This window comes from Streptomyces bluensis (assembly GCF_014650715.1).
In the GTDB taxonomy this organism is placed as follows: Bacteria; Actinomycetota; Actinomycetes; order Streptomycetales; family Streptomycetaceae; genus Streptomyces; species Streptomyces bluensis.
The window spans coordinates 103,285-120,116 of record NZ_BMVM01000016.1 but is presented as its reverse complement, the minus strand read 5'-3'; the positions used below and the strand labels follow the sequence as shown (position 1 = coordinate 120,116).

Below are 16,832 nucleotides of genomic sequence, written 5' to 3'. Positions count from 1 at the left end.
GTGCGTTGAGGCAGGTGGTCGTTACCGCTCTCGCGTCGAAGTACGAGAGCGGACGTCCCAGACAACCATGCCGAGCATCAGGGGCAGCCCTTTCGGAGGAGCGGCAGCAGGCTCGCACAGGTGTTGCTCGGATTCCAAACACACCAGCCCGGCCAGGTCAGCGGGCGGGCTTCTCGTAGTCGCGTGGGTTGCGGCGGGCGTCCATGCAGCAGCCGATCGTCCCGCTCGGGGACGGGGCCAGGCTCTCGGCTCCCAACCCCGCCGTGACCTGTGCATCCCGAGCTGTCTAGGACCCGTTGTCCGGCAGCGTGGCGGTCAGGGCGTACAGGCGGGTGACCTGCTTCACGTTCGCGTTGTCGTCGCTGACCAGCAAGAGCTTGAGCTTCCCATCGGAGGTGTGGTCGGTGACGGCCATGCCCTCGATGTTGTCGAGCAGCTTGTTGGGCTGAGTCTGGGGGTTGGTCGCACCGAGGTCGGGGCACTTGGCGATGTCGACAAGCAGGGTCTTCTTCACGAGCTTTACGCCGGTGGGTGGGCCGGTCAGCTTCCCGACGCCGGTGACGTCGCTCGCCTGGCTCAGGTCTGCGAGGTAGATGCGGACGATGTTGCCGATGTTGCGGATGTGGCCCCGTTCGAGGACGAGGAGGCGGCCGTCGCCGGCCGCGGCGATCTCGGAGACGTATCTGGTGTCCCTGTCGGCTGGGTAGCCGTACTGCTTGGCGACCGTGAACTTCTCCACCCCCTGTCCTACACCCCGCGTCCAGGTCTGCAGCCGCAGTAGCGGTCGACCGTCGGCGTCCGCGCCGTCGTCCTTCAGCTGCCCCTCGACGGAGGCGATGAGGGTCTTGCCGTCGGGCTGGAGGGTCAGCCCCTCAAGGGTCCGGTTCTCACGGGCCCGGTACGCGGGGTGCGCGGGATCCTCGACGCGCAGCGCGTCGGGCACGGGCAACTGGCCGCGGAGTGCGCCGGACTTGTCGTACAACCGGATGGACGGCTCGATCTCCGAGGTGATCACGCGGGTCCCGTCGTGGTCGATCGCCAGGGCCTCGGAGTCGAGTGAGGGGTATCCCTTCTCGTCGACGACGTCGTTCATCTCGATCGGCTTCGCCTCGGGCTTTCCGCCCGTACCCTTCTTCGCCTCCAGGCGGAACAGGGTGGACCGGTCGGAGAGCGCGGCGAGGGAGCCGTCACTGTCGACAGCGAGGCCGGAGAGGTCCCCGACATACCTCTTCTTGAAAAGGGTCCCGTCGAGGGAGTCGGAGAAGCCGTCGATGTTCACGTAGTCGGAGCACTTGTGCTCGTCGTTCTGGTCGCGGGCGACGGCGCTGCCGTCCGCGAAGCCCAGTGCGCTGCTGCAGAGGGCGAGGGCGGCGGTGACAGTGGCGATGGCGATACGGGCATGGCGGCGCATAAGCTTCCTCCTGCATGGAAAGCGGCCTGAACAGGGCGATTGAGCGGGCCGACACGGCCCGAGACGTACATTCGCCTCATCGGCACCAGCTAATTACCCTGCGCACTTACCTGAAAACTAAAAGCGATATCCGCTGGTGGTGAGCACACACAGGCGCTTGTATGATCGCCTCTTCACGCCCTCAAACGAGTAAGTGCATCCAGTGATCGTCTGACCGTGTGCAACCTCACGCGAGACGTCGCACGTCGCCCAGCGACCAGGGCCCATTGAAAAGACACGGCCCCGAGTGTCCCAGCCCGGCAGCGGGTGTCGGGCGAGTTCCCACTCCAGGTACTTGTTGTAGGGGCGGGGGCGACGGTCGAGAGCGAAGAGCAGTTTCAGAAGAAACCGAATACTGTCGGCGGCGTCTAGGCGAGCGGCGAGGGCCTGGCCGTCCCGGTGGTTCTTGATGGAGCGGTAGAGGGCGTTGGCATAGGCGTCGAGCCAGCGGCCGGAGTCCTGGAATGCCTCATCGGAGCCCAGACGGGCCTTGTCGGCAAGGATGTGGGCGATGCCTCCGTCGAGTCGGTCGAGCACGATTTGAGCACGGGCAAGGGCGTAGCGTTCCAAGCCGGGCATCCCGGCTGCGCGGAATTCAGCGAGAGAGACGATGACGAGGTCGAACTCGGGGGTGCGGTGGCCCGTGAACCTGGTGAGTTCGGTCGTAGCGTTATCGGCGACAACCACGTACAGGTCGTGGTCGGAGTGCTGGGTGATCATGCCGTCGTGGGCTCGGGAGCCTTTGAGGACAAGGCCGACGACGGCTGGATCAGCGGCGGCGAGTTCGACGAACGCGTTGTAGGTGAGAGGCTGCTGAGCGGTCACTGTGCGGATCTCCGGTGGAGTGGTGGCGGGTATGCCTAGTGGGGCACCCTGTCGCGGGGGCGCCTTGCACCATCTGCGGCTGCACATGGCCGCCGCCCGGAAGATCAACGCACATCTGGACTCTACCGCCCGGCTGGTCGTGGGCGGAGCAGTCGGACGACATCAGGGTGCCGGTTCGCAGTCGGTCACAGCCGCTCGTTGTCGGATTTCTTCGGGTGGCGTCTTCCGTGCCTGCATGACCAGCAGCAGTGAGACGCCGTCGGCGGAGGGCTCTTCCGGCTGCCGCAGCGGGACGTGTGACGCCAGCCGGGCGCCCTTCAGCCAGCGGCTGTCTGCGGGCACGTCCGAAACGTTCAAGCCGAACGCCTGCGCCGGTGCCAGGGTGAGGGCATGAATGTAGACCTCTCTGCGGCGGCTTCGTTCATGGCCACGCATGCCCGAGTGCTCGATCGTCGACGGTTCGAGCTGCTCTTCGGCGAAACCGACGCCAGCCCCGTGCTCACCGCCCTTGACGGCTACCGCAATCCGGACGGCGGATACGGATGGGGACTTGAGCCGGACCTGCGTGCCCCCGAAAGCCAGCCCGCGGGCGCCCTGCACGCCTTCGAGGTGTTGGAGGACATCGCTCCTGCCACCACACCCCACGCGGCGCAACTGTGCGACTGGTTGGCGTCGGTCTCCCTGCCCGACGGCGGCCTGCCCTTTGCGCTGCCCGTCACGGACGCCAGTGGCTGCGCACCGTTTTGGGCGCAGGCCGACCCACAGGTCTCCACCCTGCACAGCACCGCGTTCGCAGTCGGCGCCGCTCTGCGCGTGGCCGCATGCGACCCCGCCGTCGCCGCCCATCCCTGGCTCGACCAGGCGACGCAGTACTGCCTGTCCGCCATCGAAGCGATCAGCGACAGACCCCACGCGATCGCGTTGTCCTTCGCGATCCGCTTCCTCGACGCCGCGTCCGAGACCCGCCCGGAAGCGGGCGCCCTGCTCGACCTCCTCCGGCGGTTCATCCCCGACAACGGCCTGCTACCCGTCGAAGGTGGCGCCGCGGACGAGGTGATCCGCCCACTCGACGTCGCCCCCGTTCCAGGCCGTCCGGCACGCACGCTGTACGACTCGGACGTCGTCGACACCGAGCTGAGCCGATTGGCTGCCGGGCAGCAGGACGACGGCGGCTGGCTGGTCGATTTCACGAGCTACTCACCGGCCGCCGCCCTCGAATGGCGCGGGTACCGGACCGTGTCCGCCGTGTCGATCCTGAGACGCAACTCCGTACTCTGACCGGTCACCGTTCAACATCTGTGGCATGACCAGCACTTATCACCAGGAGCATCCCGAGGCTGCCCTGGCACGAGACCTGGTGCCCCCCCAAACCCATCGACAAGTGACGTCACTACTGCTCGATAAAGCCACCCAGCTGATCGCTGAGGGTACGGCGGGAACCGCCGGATGTTCTGCCGACCTTGGGCGCCCGGCGAGTGGGCCAGGCGTTCAGGCGGGTGAAGAGAATCAGACAAGTTCACAGGGCAGCCGGATCAACACCCTGACTCCTGCACCACCACTTCGAACCCGCCACCCTCTGCGGCGACCGCACCACCCTCCCGGTTCAGGCCGAGGACCGCGCCGGCTATTGAACGCACCAAGTTCCTCCCCTGGATCGATGCCGACAAGGACCGCTGCAACACCCGAGCAGAGGTCCGCCTGGAGGAAGCCGTCACCACCCGAATCTGAGCTGACTTGAGGCCCGTCCACAAAGTGCGCGGACGGGCCCCGTGATCGAGCGCCGGGCAGGCCTTGCACCTGCATTTCCCCGCAGGAAGCGGGGCGTCTTTCCTTGGACCACCAACGCAGCGCCAGCCGACTGGAGTTGTGGCGACCAGCTCAAGATCCACTATAGCTCAGGCCAAAGCCCGGGGCGCGCAGCACAGTACGGCTCGCTGACCGGTTGGCGGCCTCGATCGCGAAGGGCAATCCGTCCAGACGGCGTACGCGCTCGGCGGCGGCGTCGGACTCGGTCACGGTCACGGTCACGGTCACGGCGAAGCCAGGCAGCATGGCGGCGACCCGGTCGGTGAACAGTGCGATGGCCGGATTGCCGCTCAGTGCGCGAACGCCGTTCCCTACCTCCGGGTCCGACACCGGCAACGGCACCGGCAACGGCGCCGGCACCGGCTCTACGAGGAAGACGTCGCATCGGCGCCGGGCGCCCCGGGTTCGCCATGTCGAGGGTGCCGGGGACCTTCGGTGCGAGCAGCTCGGGGTCTTGCAGGTCGGCGAGTTCGGCGACGTACACGCCGTCGGGGAAGTCGGAGCGCGCCGGAGAGCATCCGTGCGATGGAGCCGTCTCCGCCCGCCGCCCGATCAGCGGCGCCAGTTCGCCGGCGAGGCCGACGAGCGCGCCCGTGGCTGCCCCCCGTTTCCGTGAGCGGCCATCTCACCGACGCACGGCAACGGCACCGCAGGCGCACAGGAATTGAGTAGTTCTCCCGTTGCCCCGCGCACGCACCCGCCCGAGACTCGACGGCGCGGTATCGGACGATCATGCGAGGTGTGCGTTGTCGGCAGGCGCGGCGGCAGGGCGGGAGCGTGCCGGGCGGCTGGGGAAGCGGGTGTGGACCTATCAGGGGACCCTGCCGCGCAGGCCCCTGACCGTGCTGGTTCCGCTCGTGATCTCGTTCATCGTGCTGTGCACCCTCTTCAGCGACCACTACGACGAGGAGTCCTCGTTCCGCCTCGCGTTCTGGGCGGTGCTCGGGGCGGGCGCCGTGTGCGTCGCCCTCTGCGTGCGGCACACCCGGATCCGGATCCGTGAGTACGAGCACGGCTTCGAGCTGCGCCGACCCGGACGCCCCACGCTGCGCTACGCGTGGCAGGAGATCGCGTCCGTCGAGTCGACCCGCGTGTCCGTCCACATCAACCTGGGGCACTCGCACGACGTGCTCAAGACCGTGATCCGTCCCTATCTCGGCGGCCGGATCCGTCTGAGGGGCCTGGACTACGTCAAGGTCCGCGAGGAGTCCGGCTTCTGGCGGCTGTTTTCGCGGGCGACCCCCGACACCGGCGAACGCTTCGTCTCGACCGCGACGCAAGCCGTCGCCGAGGCCCTCGCGCAGCGCCATCTGGACGAGCTCGGCGCGGGCGGCGAACTCCGCTGGGGCGCATTGACCTTTACCGGGGAGGGGCTGACGCTCGACCCCTTCCCCGGGCAAGTGCCCTGGTCCCGGATCGCCCTCGTCTCCGCGGGCCCGGGCAGCGGCGTCCGGCTCGACGTACGGGGACTGGCCGGGCACGTCGGCAGCCGGGCCCTTTCGGCGCGCTCGACGAAGGCGGGCTACCGCACCGAAGGGGATCGGCTGGAGGTGTTCATGCCCGCCCGCCGCCCCGGATCGGACTACGTGGCGCTGAGCATCCTGCTCGCCCGCGGCCCCGCCCTGCCCGGCGAGCGACACGAAGGACGCGAGCGATGACCGGAACGCGATCGGCTCGGTCGACTCCAGGGTGAGCGGGCGCTGCTCCCAGGCCCTGGCGACTTCCGGGTAGTCCGCGCCGGTCATCCGGTCGGCGCGGTACAGCATGCCCCTGGGGCAGGCAGCTCACCAGGCCTGCCATCCGCCCCGACGACCCATGCCAGCGGCGCCTGGGCTCCCCCACTCCTCCCCTCCTCCCCGGCTCCGGACACGACGCCGGGGGGAAGGAGTGGGGGCCACGCAACCCGCGCAACCGGCGCAACCCGTGCACGCGTCACCGTCACCGTCACCGTCACCGTCACCGTCACCGTCACCGTCACCGTCACCGTCACCAACGCGCTTTGGCGCCGGGAGGAGAGGGGATGCCTATGCGGCTGGGGTGAGTTCGGCGCGGCCGAACAGCAGCGCGTAGCCGGAGGGGAGCTGGTGCAGGATGCGGGTGAGGAGGTCGGGTCCGGCCAGGGCTGCGACGGCGCAGAGGACGGATCCTGTGTCCCAGCGGGTGGTGGCCAGGGGGGCGCCGGTGCGGGCGGCGAGGTCTTGGACGAAGGCCCAGCCGGTCAGCGGCTGGGTGTCGGGGATCTGTGCGGTGAGGATGCGTGCGGCATCGGCAGGGAGGCGGGCGGCGAGTTCAACGCGTTCGTCCCCGGTCAGCTGACGTCCGAGTCCCGCGAGGACCAGGCGGACGGCTTCCTCGGCCCTCTCCCGCGTGGGGTAGGCGGCTTCGTAGCGGACCCTCTCCAGAAGTTGCTCGTACGGTATCGCCGGCGTGTGCTGGAGCGGGTGACGCTGGCCGGTCATCACTGTGGTGGCTGCCTTTCTGTCGCGGAAGGTCGTGGTGCCGGTGCCCGGCAGGGTGTGCGGACACCGGCTGGGTCGTCAGGTGGGCTGGGGTCGGCCGAAGAGCAGGTCGTAGCCCGCGGGGAGCTGGAGCAGGATCTGCTTGAGCAGGTCGTCTTCGGCCGCGTCGGCGACCGTGCTGAGGACGGCGCTGACGTCCCAAGCCGCGGTCTGGTGGGTGGCGCCCTCGATCCAGGCCGCCGTCGCCCGCACGAAGCGCTCCGGGGTCAGGGGTTCGGCGCTCTGCAGCGGGTTGAGGAGGATCAGGGCGAAGTCCTCCGGCAGGCGCGCCGCCAGCCGGGCGCGCACCTCGCCGACCAGGTGCGCGCCGAGCAGCGCAAGCACCACGCGGGCCGCGCGCTCTGCTTCCTGCAGGCTGTTGTACTCACCGCGTTCCTTCACCTGTTCGAGGAACGCTTCGTGTCGCAGGGTCACGTGGGCCGCCACCCTTCTTCGGTCCGTCCGTAGGGGCGGAGGACGTAGGTGAGGGGGAGATCAGATGCCCGTCCTCCGCTGCTGTTCGGGCCGCATCGTCCGGCTCAGCCGGAGATCTCCTTGCGGTCGGATCCCCCGCCGATGGCGATCTTGCGGGGCTTGGCGCGCTCGGCGATCGGGATGCGCAGGGTGAGCACCCCTGCCTCGTAGTCGGCCTTGATGTGCTCGGTGTCCAGGGTGTCGGCGAGCACGATCTGGCGGGAGAAGACACCCAGCGGCCGCTCGGACAGTTCCATCTGCACGTCGTCGGACTTCGCCATGGGCCGGCGCTCGGCCTTGACGGTCAGCATGTTGCGTTCGACGTCGATATCGATCGCCTCCGCGCTGACGCCGGGGAGATCGAAAGCCACCACGTACTCGTCCCCCTCGCGGTAGGCGTCCATCGCCATCGCCGCCGGCCGCGACCAGGTGCCCGGTCCCATCAGCTGCTGAGCCAGCCGGTCGAGCTCACGGAAGGGGTCGGTGCGCATCAACATCGCGAAACACCTCCAGCAGGTTCGGGCAGTTGCTGCCAATGCGCCTCACTGAAACCGTTGTAACATGTCATCCAATGGATGACAAATGAAAGCGTCGTCCAAGCGATGACCACCCTGAGGGAGGTGCCCGTGACAGCAGCCGACCAGCCGGCCTCTTCCAGCGCAGACGCCTACAGTCCAGCTTCGTTTCTCGCCGCCGTGGCAGCCCTTGAAGCCATAGACGAGACCCTGCGCGCCGCCCGGGACAAGACCCCCGACGCCCCCGACTCCAGCCCCGGCCCCGGCCCCGGCCCGGAGCAGGCGCTGGCCTCCCTCCTGCTGCTGCGGCAGGTGCGCGAGCAGCTAGCCGGATGGGAGACCGGCCTGATCGAAACAGCCCGCCACGCAGGAGCCAGCTGGTCCGACCTCGCTCACCCGCTCGGCGTCGCCAGCCGCCAGGCCGCCGAACGCCGCTACCTGCGCAACCGGCCCGGCCCAGCCGGAACCACCGGCGAACAACGCGTCCAGGCCACCCGCGAACGCCGCGCCGCGAACCGCACCGCCGCCGCCTGGGCCCGGCGCAACGCCGCTGACCTACGCCGCATCGCCGGCCGGATCACCGCCCTCACCGACCTGCCCACCACGGCCCGTCTCCCGCTCAGCCAACTCCACGAGGCCCTCGCCCACGACGACCCGGCCGCACTCATCCACCCCCTCAACGCCACCCTGCCCTACCTGACCACCACCCACCCCGACCTCGCCGCCCAACTCGATACCCTCACGAACCCACCCCCTCACCACTAACCAACGCACAGCTGCAGGTACCCAGTCAGACCTCACACCGCAGGCCCGGCCAGTCGGCCGGGGCCCGCCACCCCCCAAGATCAGTCTCAGCGCCAACGGCTAGGGCTCTTCCGCGATCTTTGAGGCAACGGCGTCCAACACCATGAATCTCGTTATTGAAGGTCTCGCCGGGTAAGGCAGAAGGACGGCATGGACACCGCCGTACCTGAGTTGATGTTGGACGAGACCTTACGGTGCGGGAAAACCGAAAGTCAGGCCGCCCGGCTCCGCAGAGGCTCACACGGCGGCCGACTGCCCGGCTTCGACGAAGAGCGGTACAAGAAGCGCAACACCATCGAACGGGCCATCAACCGGCTCAAGCAGCACCGAGCAGTGGCCACCCGCTACGACAAGCGCCGGTACGTCTACCTCGGGCACCGCAACCGCTGCAGTCCTCACCATCTGGCTCCGCAACGTGATCGCCCGGGCAAGTCCTAGTCGTTCTGCTCCGCGATGATGTCGCCTCTCGCCTTGGCGTTGCGAAGGATCTGCTCACCTTCCCCATTCATCGTCAGCCGCACGGAGCCGCCGCTCTTCACGCCCCGGACGTCCTGGAGGCGCTGGGGCGGCGAACCGGGCCCGGGGGGCGTCTCCTCCGACCGTGCATGCCATATGGCGAGGGCCGCCGAGATCATCAGGAGCACTGCCGCGCAAGCGCCCCACGCGACGGACCAGTTCTGCGTCAACATGCCGGTGGCGACATTCACCGCTCCCGCAAGAACGACCGACCCTCCCACCGCCCAAGCCCGCATCGTGGTCATGGCCACAGCCTCCCCGTACGCTCCCTGTGGAGCCGCCAAGTCACTACCATTGTCCATCAGTTGAGCCTCGGGGGGAATCGCATGCGGCGAATGCTCCAGCAGGTGAAGTGGAGCCTGGTCCGGGGTGACATAAACCTCTCCATGGGCGGGCTCGACGGCCCTGATGAGCAGAGAGTTTTGGAACGGGCGGCGGCCCAACTACGCAAGGACGTGCTGGTCAAGGTCCGGCTGACGGTGGCCCGGATGCGCCTGGAGCAGCCGGCCACCATCGAGGTGCCGTGGCGGGGCTGTTCACGGCCTCTGCAGCCGGCACAGCAGGTGCTGGGCGTCGATCCGCTGCAACTTGTGGGCACGGTGAGTGAGATCGCGAAGGCCTGCAGAGGTCTGCCCCGTCATCAGATGGTGGCTCTCGGGAACCCAGGCACGGGCAAAACCATCCTGGCTGTCCGGCTCGTGCATGACATGGCCGACCATCCGGAGCCCGGAGATCCGGTCCCGGTACTCATGTCCTTGTCGTCGTGGCGGCCGGCCGTCCCGATGCGCGAATGGATACTCCGGCAGATACGTCAGGCCAGTCCTCACCTCACGGACCACCAGAGATTCGGCACGGACGCGGCGGCGGACCTCTTCGACGCCTGCCGGGTGATGCCCGTACTGGACGGCCTCGACGAGCTCCCCGACCAGCTGCACTCCGACGCCGTCCGTGCCATCGACGCAGCCATTCACCGTGGCTGTTGGCTTCTGGTCACCTGTCGGGCCACCGAGTACGAGACTGCGCACGAGACCGGGGCACACCTCACCCGTGCCGCGGTGGTGGAGCTCGACGAAGTGAAGGCCGAGTTGGCGATCGGCTACCTGGAGCAGGCGAAAGTGGCCAGTGACAGCCGTTGGGCCCCTGTCTTCGAGGCGATGCGCCGTGACCCGGACTGCGCCCTGTCCCGCACACTGACGTCACCCCTGATGCTGTACCTCGCGCAGACCGCGTACGACGCGAACTCCACGGACCCCGGTGAACTGTTGTCCCAAGAGGCGTATCCCTCTCGGGAAGCCATCGAGGACGGGCTGCTGAAGCGCTACCTGCCCGCCGTCTACACCAAGGACCCACCCAGCCGCTATCCGGCGGAACTGGCGATGCGTTACCTGGGACTCATAGCACGCCAGATGCGCCGGGATCGCACGGTCGACTTCGCCTGGTGGCAGATCAACGCCCGGATCACCGGTCCCCTCGTAGGCCTGATGTATGGGGCGGTGTGGGGCGCTCTTCTGTATGCCCTGTTCGGTCCGGCCATCGGAGTCGTCACCGGACTCTTCACGGCAGCCATGAGCTTCGCCGCTCACCAGTTCGTCAGAGCCGACCTCAAGCAGGTGTTCGTACCCAAGGAAGGGGTGCACGGGCCGGGGCATCTGGCACGCCATTACGCGCGCGTGGGCGCCGCCTCGGCTCTGCTGGCGGGCGCTGTCACGGGGGTCAGCGTCGGGCTGTGGCTGTCGGACGCGCTGGGAGCGGACCTCCCGTTGTCGGCGTTCTACGGGGCAGTCGTTGGGGTGCTATCGGGTTGTGCCGTCATGCTCGGTTCGGCATCGGGATCGTACGAGATCAGCCGGTGCTGGTTCTGGCTGACCGGCAGACTCCCCCGAAAGCCGTTGTTGTTCCTCGACGAGGCCCGCGAACTCGGCGTACTGCGGCAGACCGGCGCGGTGCACCAGTTCCGCCACGAACGCCTTCTCAGCCAACTGGGGGGCGACACGGCTCAGGACCCAGGCCGTTCGGTGTACGGCAAGTGGGCCGCCAAGTGGCTGCGCTGGAGACCGGTGCTGCCCGCCTTCGCCAGTCTGGCCCAAGTCGGAGCCTCTTTGTTCGCGCTGCTGTTCATCGCAGCGGCACTCTCCAACGGCATGCGGCTGGAGTTGACCTACCGCTCCGGGGACAGACCGGCCCCTGTCTTGGCCTCGCCCGGCTGCCCGGCCGGCGTTGGGTGCAGACCGCCAACAATCTGGATGTGGAAGGTGCCCCTGGGGTCGACCCGACACACGGACTGGATGCCGACGCTGTCGCGTCAATCCCCCTTCACCGGTTGGGGAGGCTTCTTCAAGGCCTCCGGCTGTGAGGGGGGCCGGGTACAGGTGACTTTGACACTGGCTGGCGAGCCGCCCGCCCGGTTCACGCTCGGCAACGACAGCGAGGTCGGCCCCGGCATCGACCTCGACCGGCCCGCCTCGCCTGGAAGCCGGCCGTCCTCGCTCACCCTGCGCAGGCTGGACGACCGGCCGTGCTCCCTCCGCGTCGAGTGGGAGAGCCCGAGCCTCGTGGTGGACGGCCTTCAGATTGCCCGGGATCGCCTCGGCATCGCCCTCTCGCCGACCGGCGAAGGGAACTCGTCGGCGCCAAGCACAGCGGGCACGACGGCCACCGCCGACTCCGACAGCACCCCTGTTCGTGTCGTTCTCCCTACCGCGGGCAGTGAGGGACCTCCGAGCTGCCCTGAAGACCGTTTCCCTCCTCCTTGTCGGCCCGGACCATCAGCGCGGTGAACACACGCTCCCAGGCGTCGCGGCCGCCCATATCCGCAGCCGGTTGTCGCGTGACGCCCGACGGAAGGGGCCCGCCCCGCCCCGCCCCGGGACCAAAGGGGCCCTAGCGATGGAGCACCAGGACGAGACACCGTGGCAGAGTCTCGTCGCCCGCCTGGTGGAGGTGGTGCTGGAGGCGAGGGCCTGGGCCGCTCGCGCGGAGGGTTCGCCACCAAGCTCCACCTGAGCGCGGACGGCCGCTGCCGCCCACTCTCCCTGATCGTTACGCCAGGTCAGCGGGCGGACTGCACCCAGTTCAAGCCGGTCCTGGAGAAGATCCGAGTGGCCAGGCCTGGCCAGGGACGACCACGCAAGAAGCCCGACAGCCTCGCAGCCGACAAGGCCTACGGCAACGGCCCCATCCGCGAGTGCCTACGACGGCGGGTAATCCACCACACCATCCCGGAGCGGACCGACAGCCAGGCCGCCCGGCTGTGCAAAGGCTCACGAGGCGGACGGCTGCCCGGCTTCGACGAGGACCGCTACAAGAAGCGCAACACCGTCGAGCGGGTGATCAACCGCCTCAAACAGTCCCGGGCCGCCGTCGCCACCCGCTACGACAAGCGCGGCAACGTCTACCTCGGCACCGCAGCCCCCGCAGCCCCCACTGCGGGCGTCGAGCTCGGTCGTGGGTTGCTTTGCGCAGGAAGACGACTGACGGAAGGCGCCCGCCCTGCGCGGTGATGGCACCCCGGGGGTTTCACTGAAGAGCACGCGCGAATACGGTGGCCCAGTGATGTCGATCAAGAAGTTCCAAGTCACCTTCGACTGCGCAGAACCTGAGCGCCTCGCCCGTTTCTGGTGCGAGGTGCTGGGGTACGTCGTACCGCCGCCACCCGAGGGGTTTGCCACGTGGGACGAATTCAAGCGCTCGCAGCCACCTGAGCAGCAGGACGCATGGTTTGCCTGCGTCGACCCCTCAGGCGTCGGTCCGCGACTGTACTTCCAGCGTGTCCCCGAAGGAAAGGCCGCCAAGAACCGGCTGCATCTTGACGTACGGGTCGGCACCGGACTCGTGGGGGAAGAACGCCTCGCCGCACTGGAGGCCGAGTGCGCACGGCTGGTCCCGCTCGGGGCGGTACACGTGCGAACGCTGTATGACGGCAATGATGCGTGCATCCCGATGCTGGACATCGAGGGCAACGAGTTCTGCATCGACTGAGGGGCCGCGAACGTCCCCTCCTTCGGTCGTGTCCCGCAGAGCGGCGTCGTGGCGCGGCACCGCCTGATGCCCCGCTGTTCAGCGGCTTGGTGCCCGCGGGCCGTGAGAGGGATCGCTGCCACACCATTCGGCGGGACACCATCACCAGACGAGCCACGATGCGGCGAGTCGGCCCTCCGCCGTTCTCTGCTTGCTTTACAGCTCCTGCCTTGCATCACGCAGTCGAAGCAGTGCCCTGTCCATACATTCGGTGACCGAGGCCCCGTCAGCCCTCAGGCCACTGGGCAACGGACCACCGCTGGCGGCAAAGGTCCACGCCGGCCTCCTTCCCGCAGGCGCTCCGCGTCGACCCGGATCATGGCCCCCACACCCTGCTCGCCGAGCCATTCCAGGATGAGCAGCGTCGCATCCTCAATGCCGGTGTCGAGATCGAGCGAGGCGGGCTTCGAAGCCGTCGAGGATGGACTGGAGGCCGAACTCGAAGGTGTTGTCGGGCGCTGCGGTGTACTGCGAGGCGGCAGGGGTGTCGAGGCGTTCGCGCAGTCGCGGGAATTGCTGGGCGGTCTCGGTGGCGCGCGCCATGGCGTCGGTCATCAATTGCTCGGCGTCTGCGCCGTCTTTGCTCAGCCGGCGCTTCAGGGAGACCTCCGCGGCGGGTCCGAGCGCGCTGCCGAGCGCGAAGATGAACACGGTGGCGGCTGCCCGGTCCGCGTCGGCGGCGGTGAAGCCTGCCTTTTCGTAGATGGCGAGGCTGAGGTCGTCGTGGCGGGCCTGGCCGGGCCCGTGCATGAGATGGCTGCCGAATGCCTGGCCGAGCCAGGGGTGCCGGGTGAGCATCGCGTGCATGCCGGTGGCCTGGATGGTGGCGGCCGTGCGCCAGTCCGTGGCGTCGACATCGGGCTGCTCGATTTCGTACCAGATCGCATCGCTGGCGAGCCGCACCAGGTCGTCCTTGGTCTTGATGTGCCAATAGACGGCTGTGGCGGCCGAGCCGAGCCGTTTGGCCAGGCTGCGCATGTTGAGGCCGTCCAGCCCCTCGTCGTCGAGGAGCCCGATGGCCGCCTGGACGATCCGGTCTGCGGTCAGCGTGTCTCGCGGCATGTCCACCACCTTAGTTGAACTTAGTTCACGCGAGGTCTTGCACTTTGTTCAAGTAGCGGCCTACGCTCCTCCTCGCACTTAGTTCAAGTCTCTGGAGGGGGAGCAATGCCGCAGAAGACACTGTCGGATTTCGTCGAGGCACAGGCCAAGGAGTTCGGCATTCCCGGCGTCGCCGTCGGGGTGCTGCTGGACGGTCAGGAGATCTACGCGTCGCACGGGGTGACGAGCATCGGCAACCCGTTGCCGGTCGATGAGAAGACGCTGTTCCATCTGGCATCGGTGTCCAAGACCTTCACGGCGACCGCGCTGATGCGCCTGGTCGCGGAGGGGAGAGTGGATCTGGACGCGCCGGTGCGGCGCTACGTCCCCGAGCTGAAGCTGGCCGACGAGCGGGCCGCGGCGCAGATCACCGTCCAGAGCCTGCTCAACCACACCGCGGGCCTGGACTGGAACCTGATCGACGACGGCAAGGGCGACCGCTCCTTGGCCGGGCTCGTGGCGAAGCTGCCCCAGCTGCCGCTGATCGCACCGCCCGGCGCCCGCCCCTCCTACAGTCAGGCGGGTTACAACCTGGTCGGCCGGGTCATCGAGAAGGTCACGGACCTGCCGTTCGAGCAGGCCATGGCCTCGCTCGTCCTGGAGCCGGTGGGTCTTTCGGACACCGTTTACGGACTGACCGAGGTGATGGTCCGTAAGTTCGCGGTGGGCTACAACCGCGGCGAGGACGGCGACATGCACCCCGCCCGGCCGTGGGGGGCGTTCAAGGAGGGCGCACGCGCCGACAACCCCGGCGGCGGCCTCGCCTCCTCAGTGAGCGATCTGCTGCGCTGGGCGCGGTTCCAACTCGGCGACGGCGAAGGCGTGGTGCCCGCCTCGGTGCTGCACCGCATGCGGGAGCAGACCGTCGGGCTGCGCGCCAGCTCGCTCGGGGACGGCCTGGGCGTCTGCTGGTTCCTGCACGACCTGGACGGCGTCCACGGGATCGGACACGGCGGCTCGGGCAACGGCCAGTTCGCCGAGCTCCTCATCGTGCCCGAACGAAACTTCGCGGTCGTCTCCCTCGCCAACCTGGGCCCGGACGGCTACTCCTTCAACCAGTCCGTCGTGAGGTGGGCGCTCGATCACTACCTCGGCGTCGTCGAGCAGGAGGCAGAGCCGGTCCCCTACGACGAGGAGCAGGCCCGGCAGATCGTCGGCCGCTACGAGATCGACGCCATGTGCCTCGACTTCGCCACCGACGGCACCCGCGTCACCCTGGCGGTCGATATCAAGCCGGAAGTCCGTGAGGCATCGGACGAGGAGATGCCGCCCGGCTACCCGGCCGCAGCCATCGGCTTCCTTCCCGGAGACGGCGACGGCGACGGTGACGGTGACGGTGACGAGTACATCGTCACGGAAGGCGGACTCAAGGGGCAGCGCGGCTACTTCTCCCGCGACGACAACGGCGCGGTCATAGGCGTCGATCTCGCCGGCCGACTCTTCAACCGGGTCGTGGAAGCACCCTGATCCAGCGGAGTCGGGGCGGCCCCGAGCGGCCGCCCCTCCTGTCCCCGTCTCCGCGTCCGCAGGCTGGGAAAACGCCCTCGACACCGCACACGTCAACACGGTCCCGCACACCCGCGCACCGTGAGGAGAGGCGAAAGCGCCGAACAACCTCGGCTACGCCCACAGCGGTGACGGGTGTCGACGGCTGCCGGTGCCGGGGGCCGCACTGGACACCCGCCGTTCACCGTGATGCCGGGCATCGGCGGTACCGTCCAGCGAGGGGAGGTCCCCGTCGTGGCGGTACGATGCGGCCCGGCCGACAGCGCGATGGGGGGCGTTGATGATCTGCCCGCACTGCAACGCGAATCTGCTGTACAAGGAGCGGTCCGGCCGTACCTGCTCCAAGTGCACGCGGAAGTTCGCCTTCGAGCCCAAGACCAACGAGCTGGGACTGCATGATCTGCGGATCCGCAAGCTGGCCGGAAAGCTCACCGACAGCGGGCGACTGACCGTCACCGTCGGCCAGCTGGAGGCCGCCGCCTCCCGTAGGAAAGCACGTTCCGGCAGCGGCCTGCCGGAGGCGATCGGCTGTGCGGTGGTCGGGGGGCCCGTCGGTATCGGCCTGGTGGTCGGCGGAGTGTACGCGGACGACGCGGGAATCCTCTCGTTCTTCGGTGCGGTTCTTCTCTTCGCCGTTGTCGTGACGGTGGTCTCGGCCGTCAGCCGCAGCCGTCACCACAAGCACGGAACCCGGATCAGTGCCTCCCGTAACTACCTGCTGCACGAGTGGATGGACGTGTACGGTTCGCTCCCGGACGGCGTCGTCGACGAGAAACGTGTCCGGGACATCCACCGGCCCGAGCATCCGAACGCCGTCCTGCTCTGCCCGGACCCGTCCGTCATCGCCTTCCTGGCCCTGAACGGAATACCGGAGCGGTACGGCGTCAGTCTCGTCTCCAAGGCGTACGGGGTGCCGGACAAGGTGCCCGTCGTCGTGCTCCACGACGCGAGTCCCAAGGGCTGTCTGCTCGCCCGGCGCACCCGTGAGGCACTGCCCGGCCGGAGAGTCCTCGACGCCGGACTGCCGCTGAGCGCCGTGATGAAAGCGCCGGGTGCGCTGTCGCTGCGCGGGGTGCGGCCGTCCACGGAGGAGATGGGGCGGCTGCGCGCGGAGTCCACGCTGACCGGCCCCGAACTGGAGTGGCTCGCCAAGGGCTGGATCAGCCCGCTCGTGGCGGTGCCGCCCGCGAAGCTGCTCGCCACCGTCAGCGGTGTTCTGGAGCGGGTGCTCGTCACCGATCCCGAGGGGCGCAAGGCGGAGGCCATCGGCTTCCTCACCTGGCCCGGCGAGAGCGGTTCCGGCTGAGCCACGCCGACAGG

The 16,832-nt window shown here is 68.5% G+C and carries 16 protein-coding genes, 1 tRNA gene and 2 pseudogenes; 9 read left to right on the top strand and 10 right to left on the bottom strand.

Annotated elements, in window-relative coordinates; all coding sequences use genetic code 11:
- Positions 1–286: 286 nt before the first annotated feature.
- The 3 genes from IE262_RS30895 to IE262_RS30885 form a co-directional block, all read right to left on the bottom strand.
- The gene (locus tag IE262_RS30895) at positions 287–1,411 is read right to left on the bottom strand and encodes an esterase-like activity of phytase family protein (protein ID WP_189878308.1); all 1,125 of its coding nucleotides are present in this window, start codon (positions 1,409–1,411) and stop codon (positions 287–289) included.
- A 117-nt stretch (positions 1,412–1,528) separates the two neighbouring features.
- Entirely contained in the window at positions 1,529–2,275 is a 747-nt protein-coding gene (locus tag IE262_RS30890; protein WP_229877606.1) for a hypothetical protein, read from the bottom strand.
- 162 nt (positions 2,276–2,437) lie between these two features.
- Positions 2,438–2,617, bottom strand: coding sequence for a hypothetical protein (locus IE262_RS30885; RefSeq protein WP_189878306.1), 180 nt, complete (start codon positions 2,615–2,617; stop codon positions 2,438–2,440).
- A 48-nt stretch (positions 2,618–2,665) separates the two neighbouring features.
- Between IE262_RS30885 and IE262_RS30880 the strand changes: the two genes are divergently transcribed.
- Entirely contained in the window at positions 2,666–3,553 is an 888-nt protein-coding gene (locus IE262_RS30880) for a hypothetical protein (protein ID WP_189878304.1), read from the top strand.
- A 498-nt stretch (positions 3,554–4,051) separates the two neighbouring features.
- On the opposite strand, the gene IE262_RS30875 is transcribed toward IE262_RS30880, so the two are convergent.
- Together IE262_RS30875 and IE262_RS39795 are read right to left on the bottom strand one after the other, a co-directional pair.
- Positions 4,052–4,121: transfer RNA gene (locus IE262_RS30875), tRNA-Gly, on the bottom strand.
- Between the two features lie 32 nt (positions 4,122–4,153).
- Complete coding sequence (locus tag IE262_RS39795) at positions 4,154–4,441, bottom strand: hypothetical protein (RefSeq protein WP_229877605.1); 288 nt, start codon at positions 4,439–4,441, stop codon at positions 4,154–4,156.
- 386 nt (positions 4,442–4,827) lie between these two features.
- On the opposite strand from IE262_RS39795, the gene IE262_RS30865 reads away from it, so the two are divergent.
- Positions 4,828–5,739 (top strand): hypothetical protein, encoded by a 912-nt coding sequence (locus IE262_RS30865; protein ID WP_229877604.1) that lies wholly within the window; start codon positions 4,828–4,830, stop codon positions 5,737–5,739.
- Here IE262_RS30865 and IE262_RS39790 read toward each other — a convergent pair.
- The 4 genes and pseudogenes from IE262_RS39790 to IE262_RS30850 form a co-directional block, all read right to left on the bottom strand.
- A pseudogene (locus IE262_RS39790) lies at positions 5,740–5,844 on the bottom strand (NAD(P)H-dependent oxidoreductase); the annotation flags it as partial. It lies immediately after the preceding gene.
- A 261-nt stretch (positions 5,845–6,105) separates the two neighbouring features.
- On the bottom strand, positions 6,106–6,540 hold the full coding sequence (locus IE262_RS30860; RefSeq protein WP_189878302.1) for a DUF2267 domain-containing protein: 435 nt from the start codon (positions 6,538–6,540) through the stop codon (positions 6,106–6,108).
- Between the two features lie 78 nt (positions 6,541–6,618).
- Complete coding sequence (locus IE262_RS30855; RefSeq protein ID WP_134043706.1) at positions 6,619–7,014, bottom strand: DUF2267 domain-containing protein; 396 nt, start codon at positions 7,012–7,014, stop codon at positions 6,619–6,621.
- Positions 7,015–7,118: 104 nt separating this feature from the next.
- The gene (locus IE262_RS30850) at positions 7,119–7,550 is read right to left on the bottom strand and encodes an Hsp20/alpha crystallin family protein (RefSeq protein ID WP_134043703.1); all 432 of its coding nucleotides are present in this window, start codon (positions 7,548–7,550) and stop codon (positions 7,119–7,121) included.
- 129 nt (positions 7,551–7,679) lie between these two features.
- Here IE262_RS30850 and IE262_RS30845 point away from each other — a divergent pair, with 129 nt between their 5' ends.
- The 5 genes and pseudogenes from IE262_RS30845 (at position 7,680) to IE262_RS30825 (ending at position 12,866) form a co-directional block, all read left to right on the top strand.
- Positions 7,680–8,333: a type III effector protein gene (locus IE262_RS30845; protein WP_189878299.1), complete on the top strand. Its 654-nt coding sequence runs from the start codon at positions 7,680–7,682 to the stop codon at positions 8,331–8,333.
- 261 nt (positions 8,334–8,594) lie between these two features.
- Positions 8,595–8,829 (top strand): annotated as a pseudogene (locus IE262_RS39785) (hypothetical protein); the annotation flags it as partial.
- Positions 8,830–8,977: 148 nt separating this feature from the next.
- A complete protein-coding gene (locus IE262_RS30835; protein WP_189878297.1) occupies positions 8,978–11,665 on the top strand; it encodes an NACHT domain-containing protein in 2,688 nt (895 codons plus the stop codon).
- Positions 11,666–11,848: 183 nt separating this feature from the next.
- Complete coding sequence (locus IE262_RS30830; RefSeq protein WP_229877621.1) at positions 11,849–12,388, top strand: IS5 family transposase; 540 nt, start codon at positions 11,849–11,851, stop codon at positions 12,386–12,388.
- Between the two features lie 49 nt (positions 12,389–12,437).
- Positions 12,438–12,866: a VOC family protein gene (locus tag IE262_RS30825; RefSeq protein WP_134041519.1), complete on the top strand. Its 429-nt coding sequence runs from the start codon at positions 12,438–12,440 to the stop codon at positions 12,864–12,866.
- Between the two features lie 411 nt (positions 12,867–13,277).
- Here IE262_RS30825 and IE262_RS30820 read toward each other — a convergent pair whose 3' ends face one another.
- Positions 13,278–13,967 carry a TetR/AcrR family transcriptional regulator gene (locus IE262_RS30820; protein WP_189878293.1) on the bottom strand — a complete coding sequence of 230 codons (690 nt, stop codon included), beginning with the start codon at positions 13,965–13,967 and terminating at the stop codon, positions 13,278–13,280.
- Between the two features lie 105 nt (positions 13,968–14,072).
- Here IE262_RS30820 and IE262_RS30815 point away from each other — a divergent pair, with 105 nt between their 5' ends.
- Both IE262_RS30815 and IE262_RS30810 read left to right on the top strand, forming a co-directional pair.
- Positions 14,073–15,473, top strand: coding sequence for a serine hydrolase domain-containing protein (locus tag IE262_RS30815; protein ID WP_189878291.1), 1,401 nt, complete (start codon positions 14,073–14,075; stop codon positions 15,471–15,473).
- A gap of 319 nt (positions 15,474–15,792) precedes the next feature.
- Entirely contained in the window at positions 15,793–16,818 is a 1,026-nt protein-coding gene (locus IE262_RS30810; RefSeq protein ID WP_189878290.1) for a hypothetical protein, read from the top strand.
- Positions 16,819–16,832: the final 14 nt, after the last annotated feature.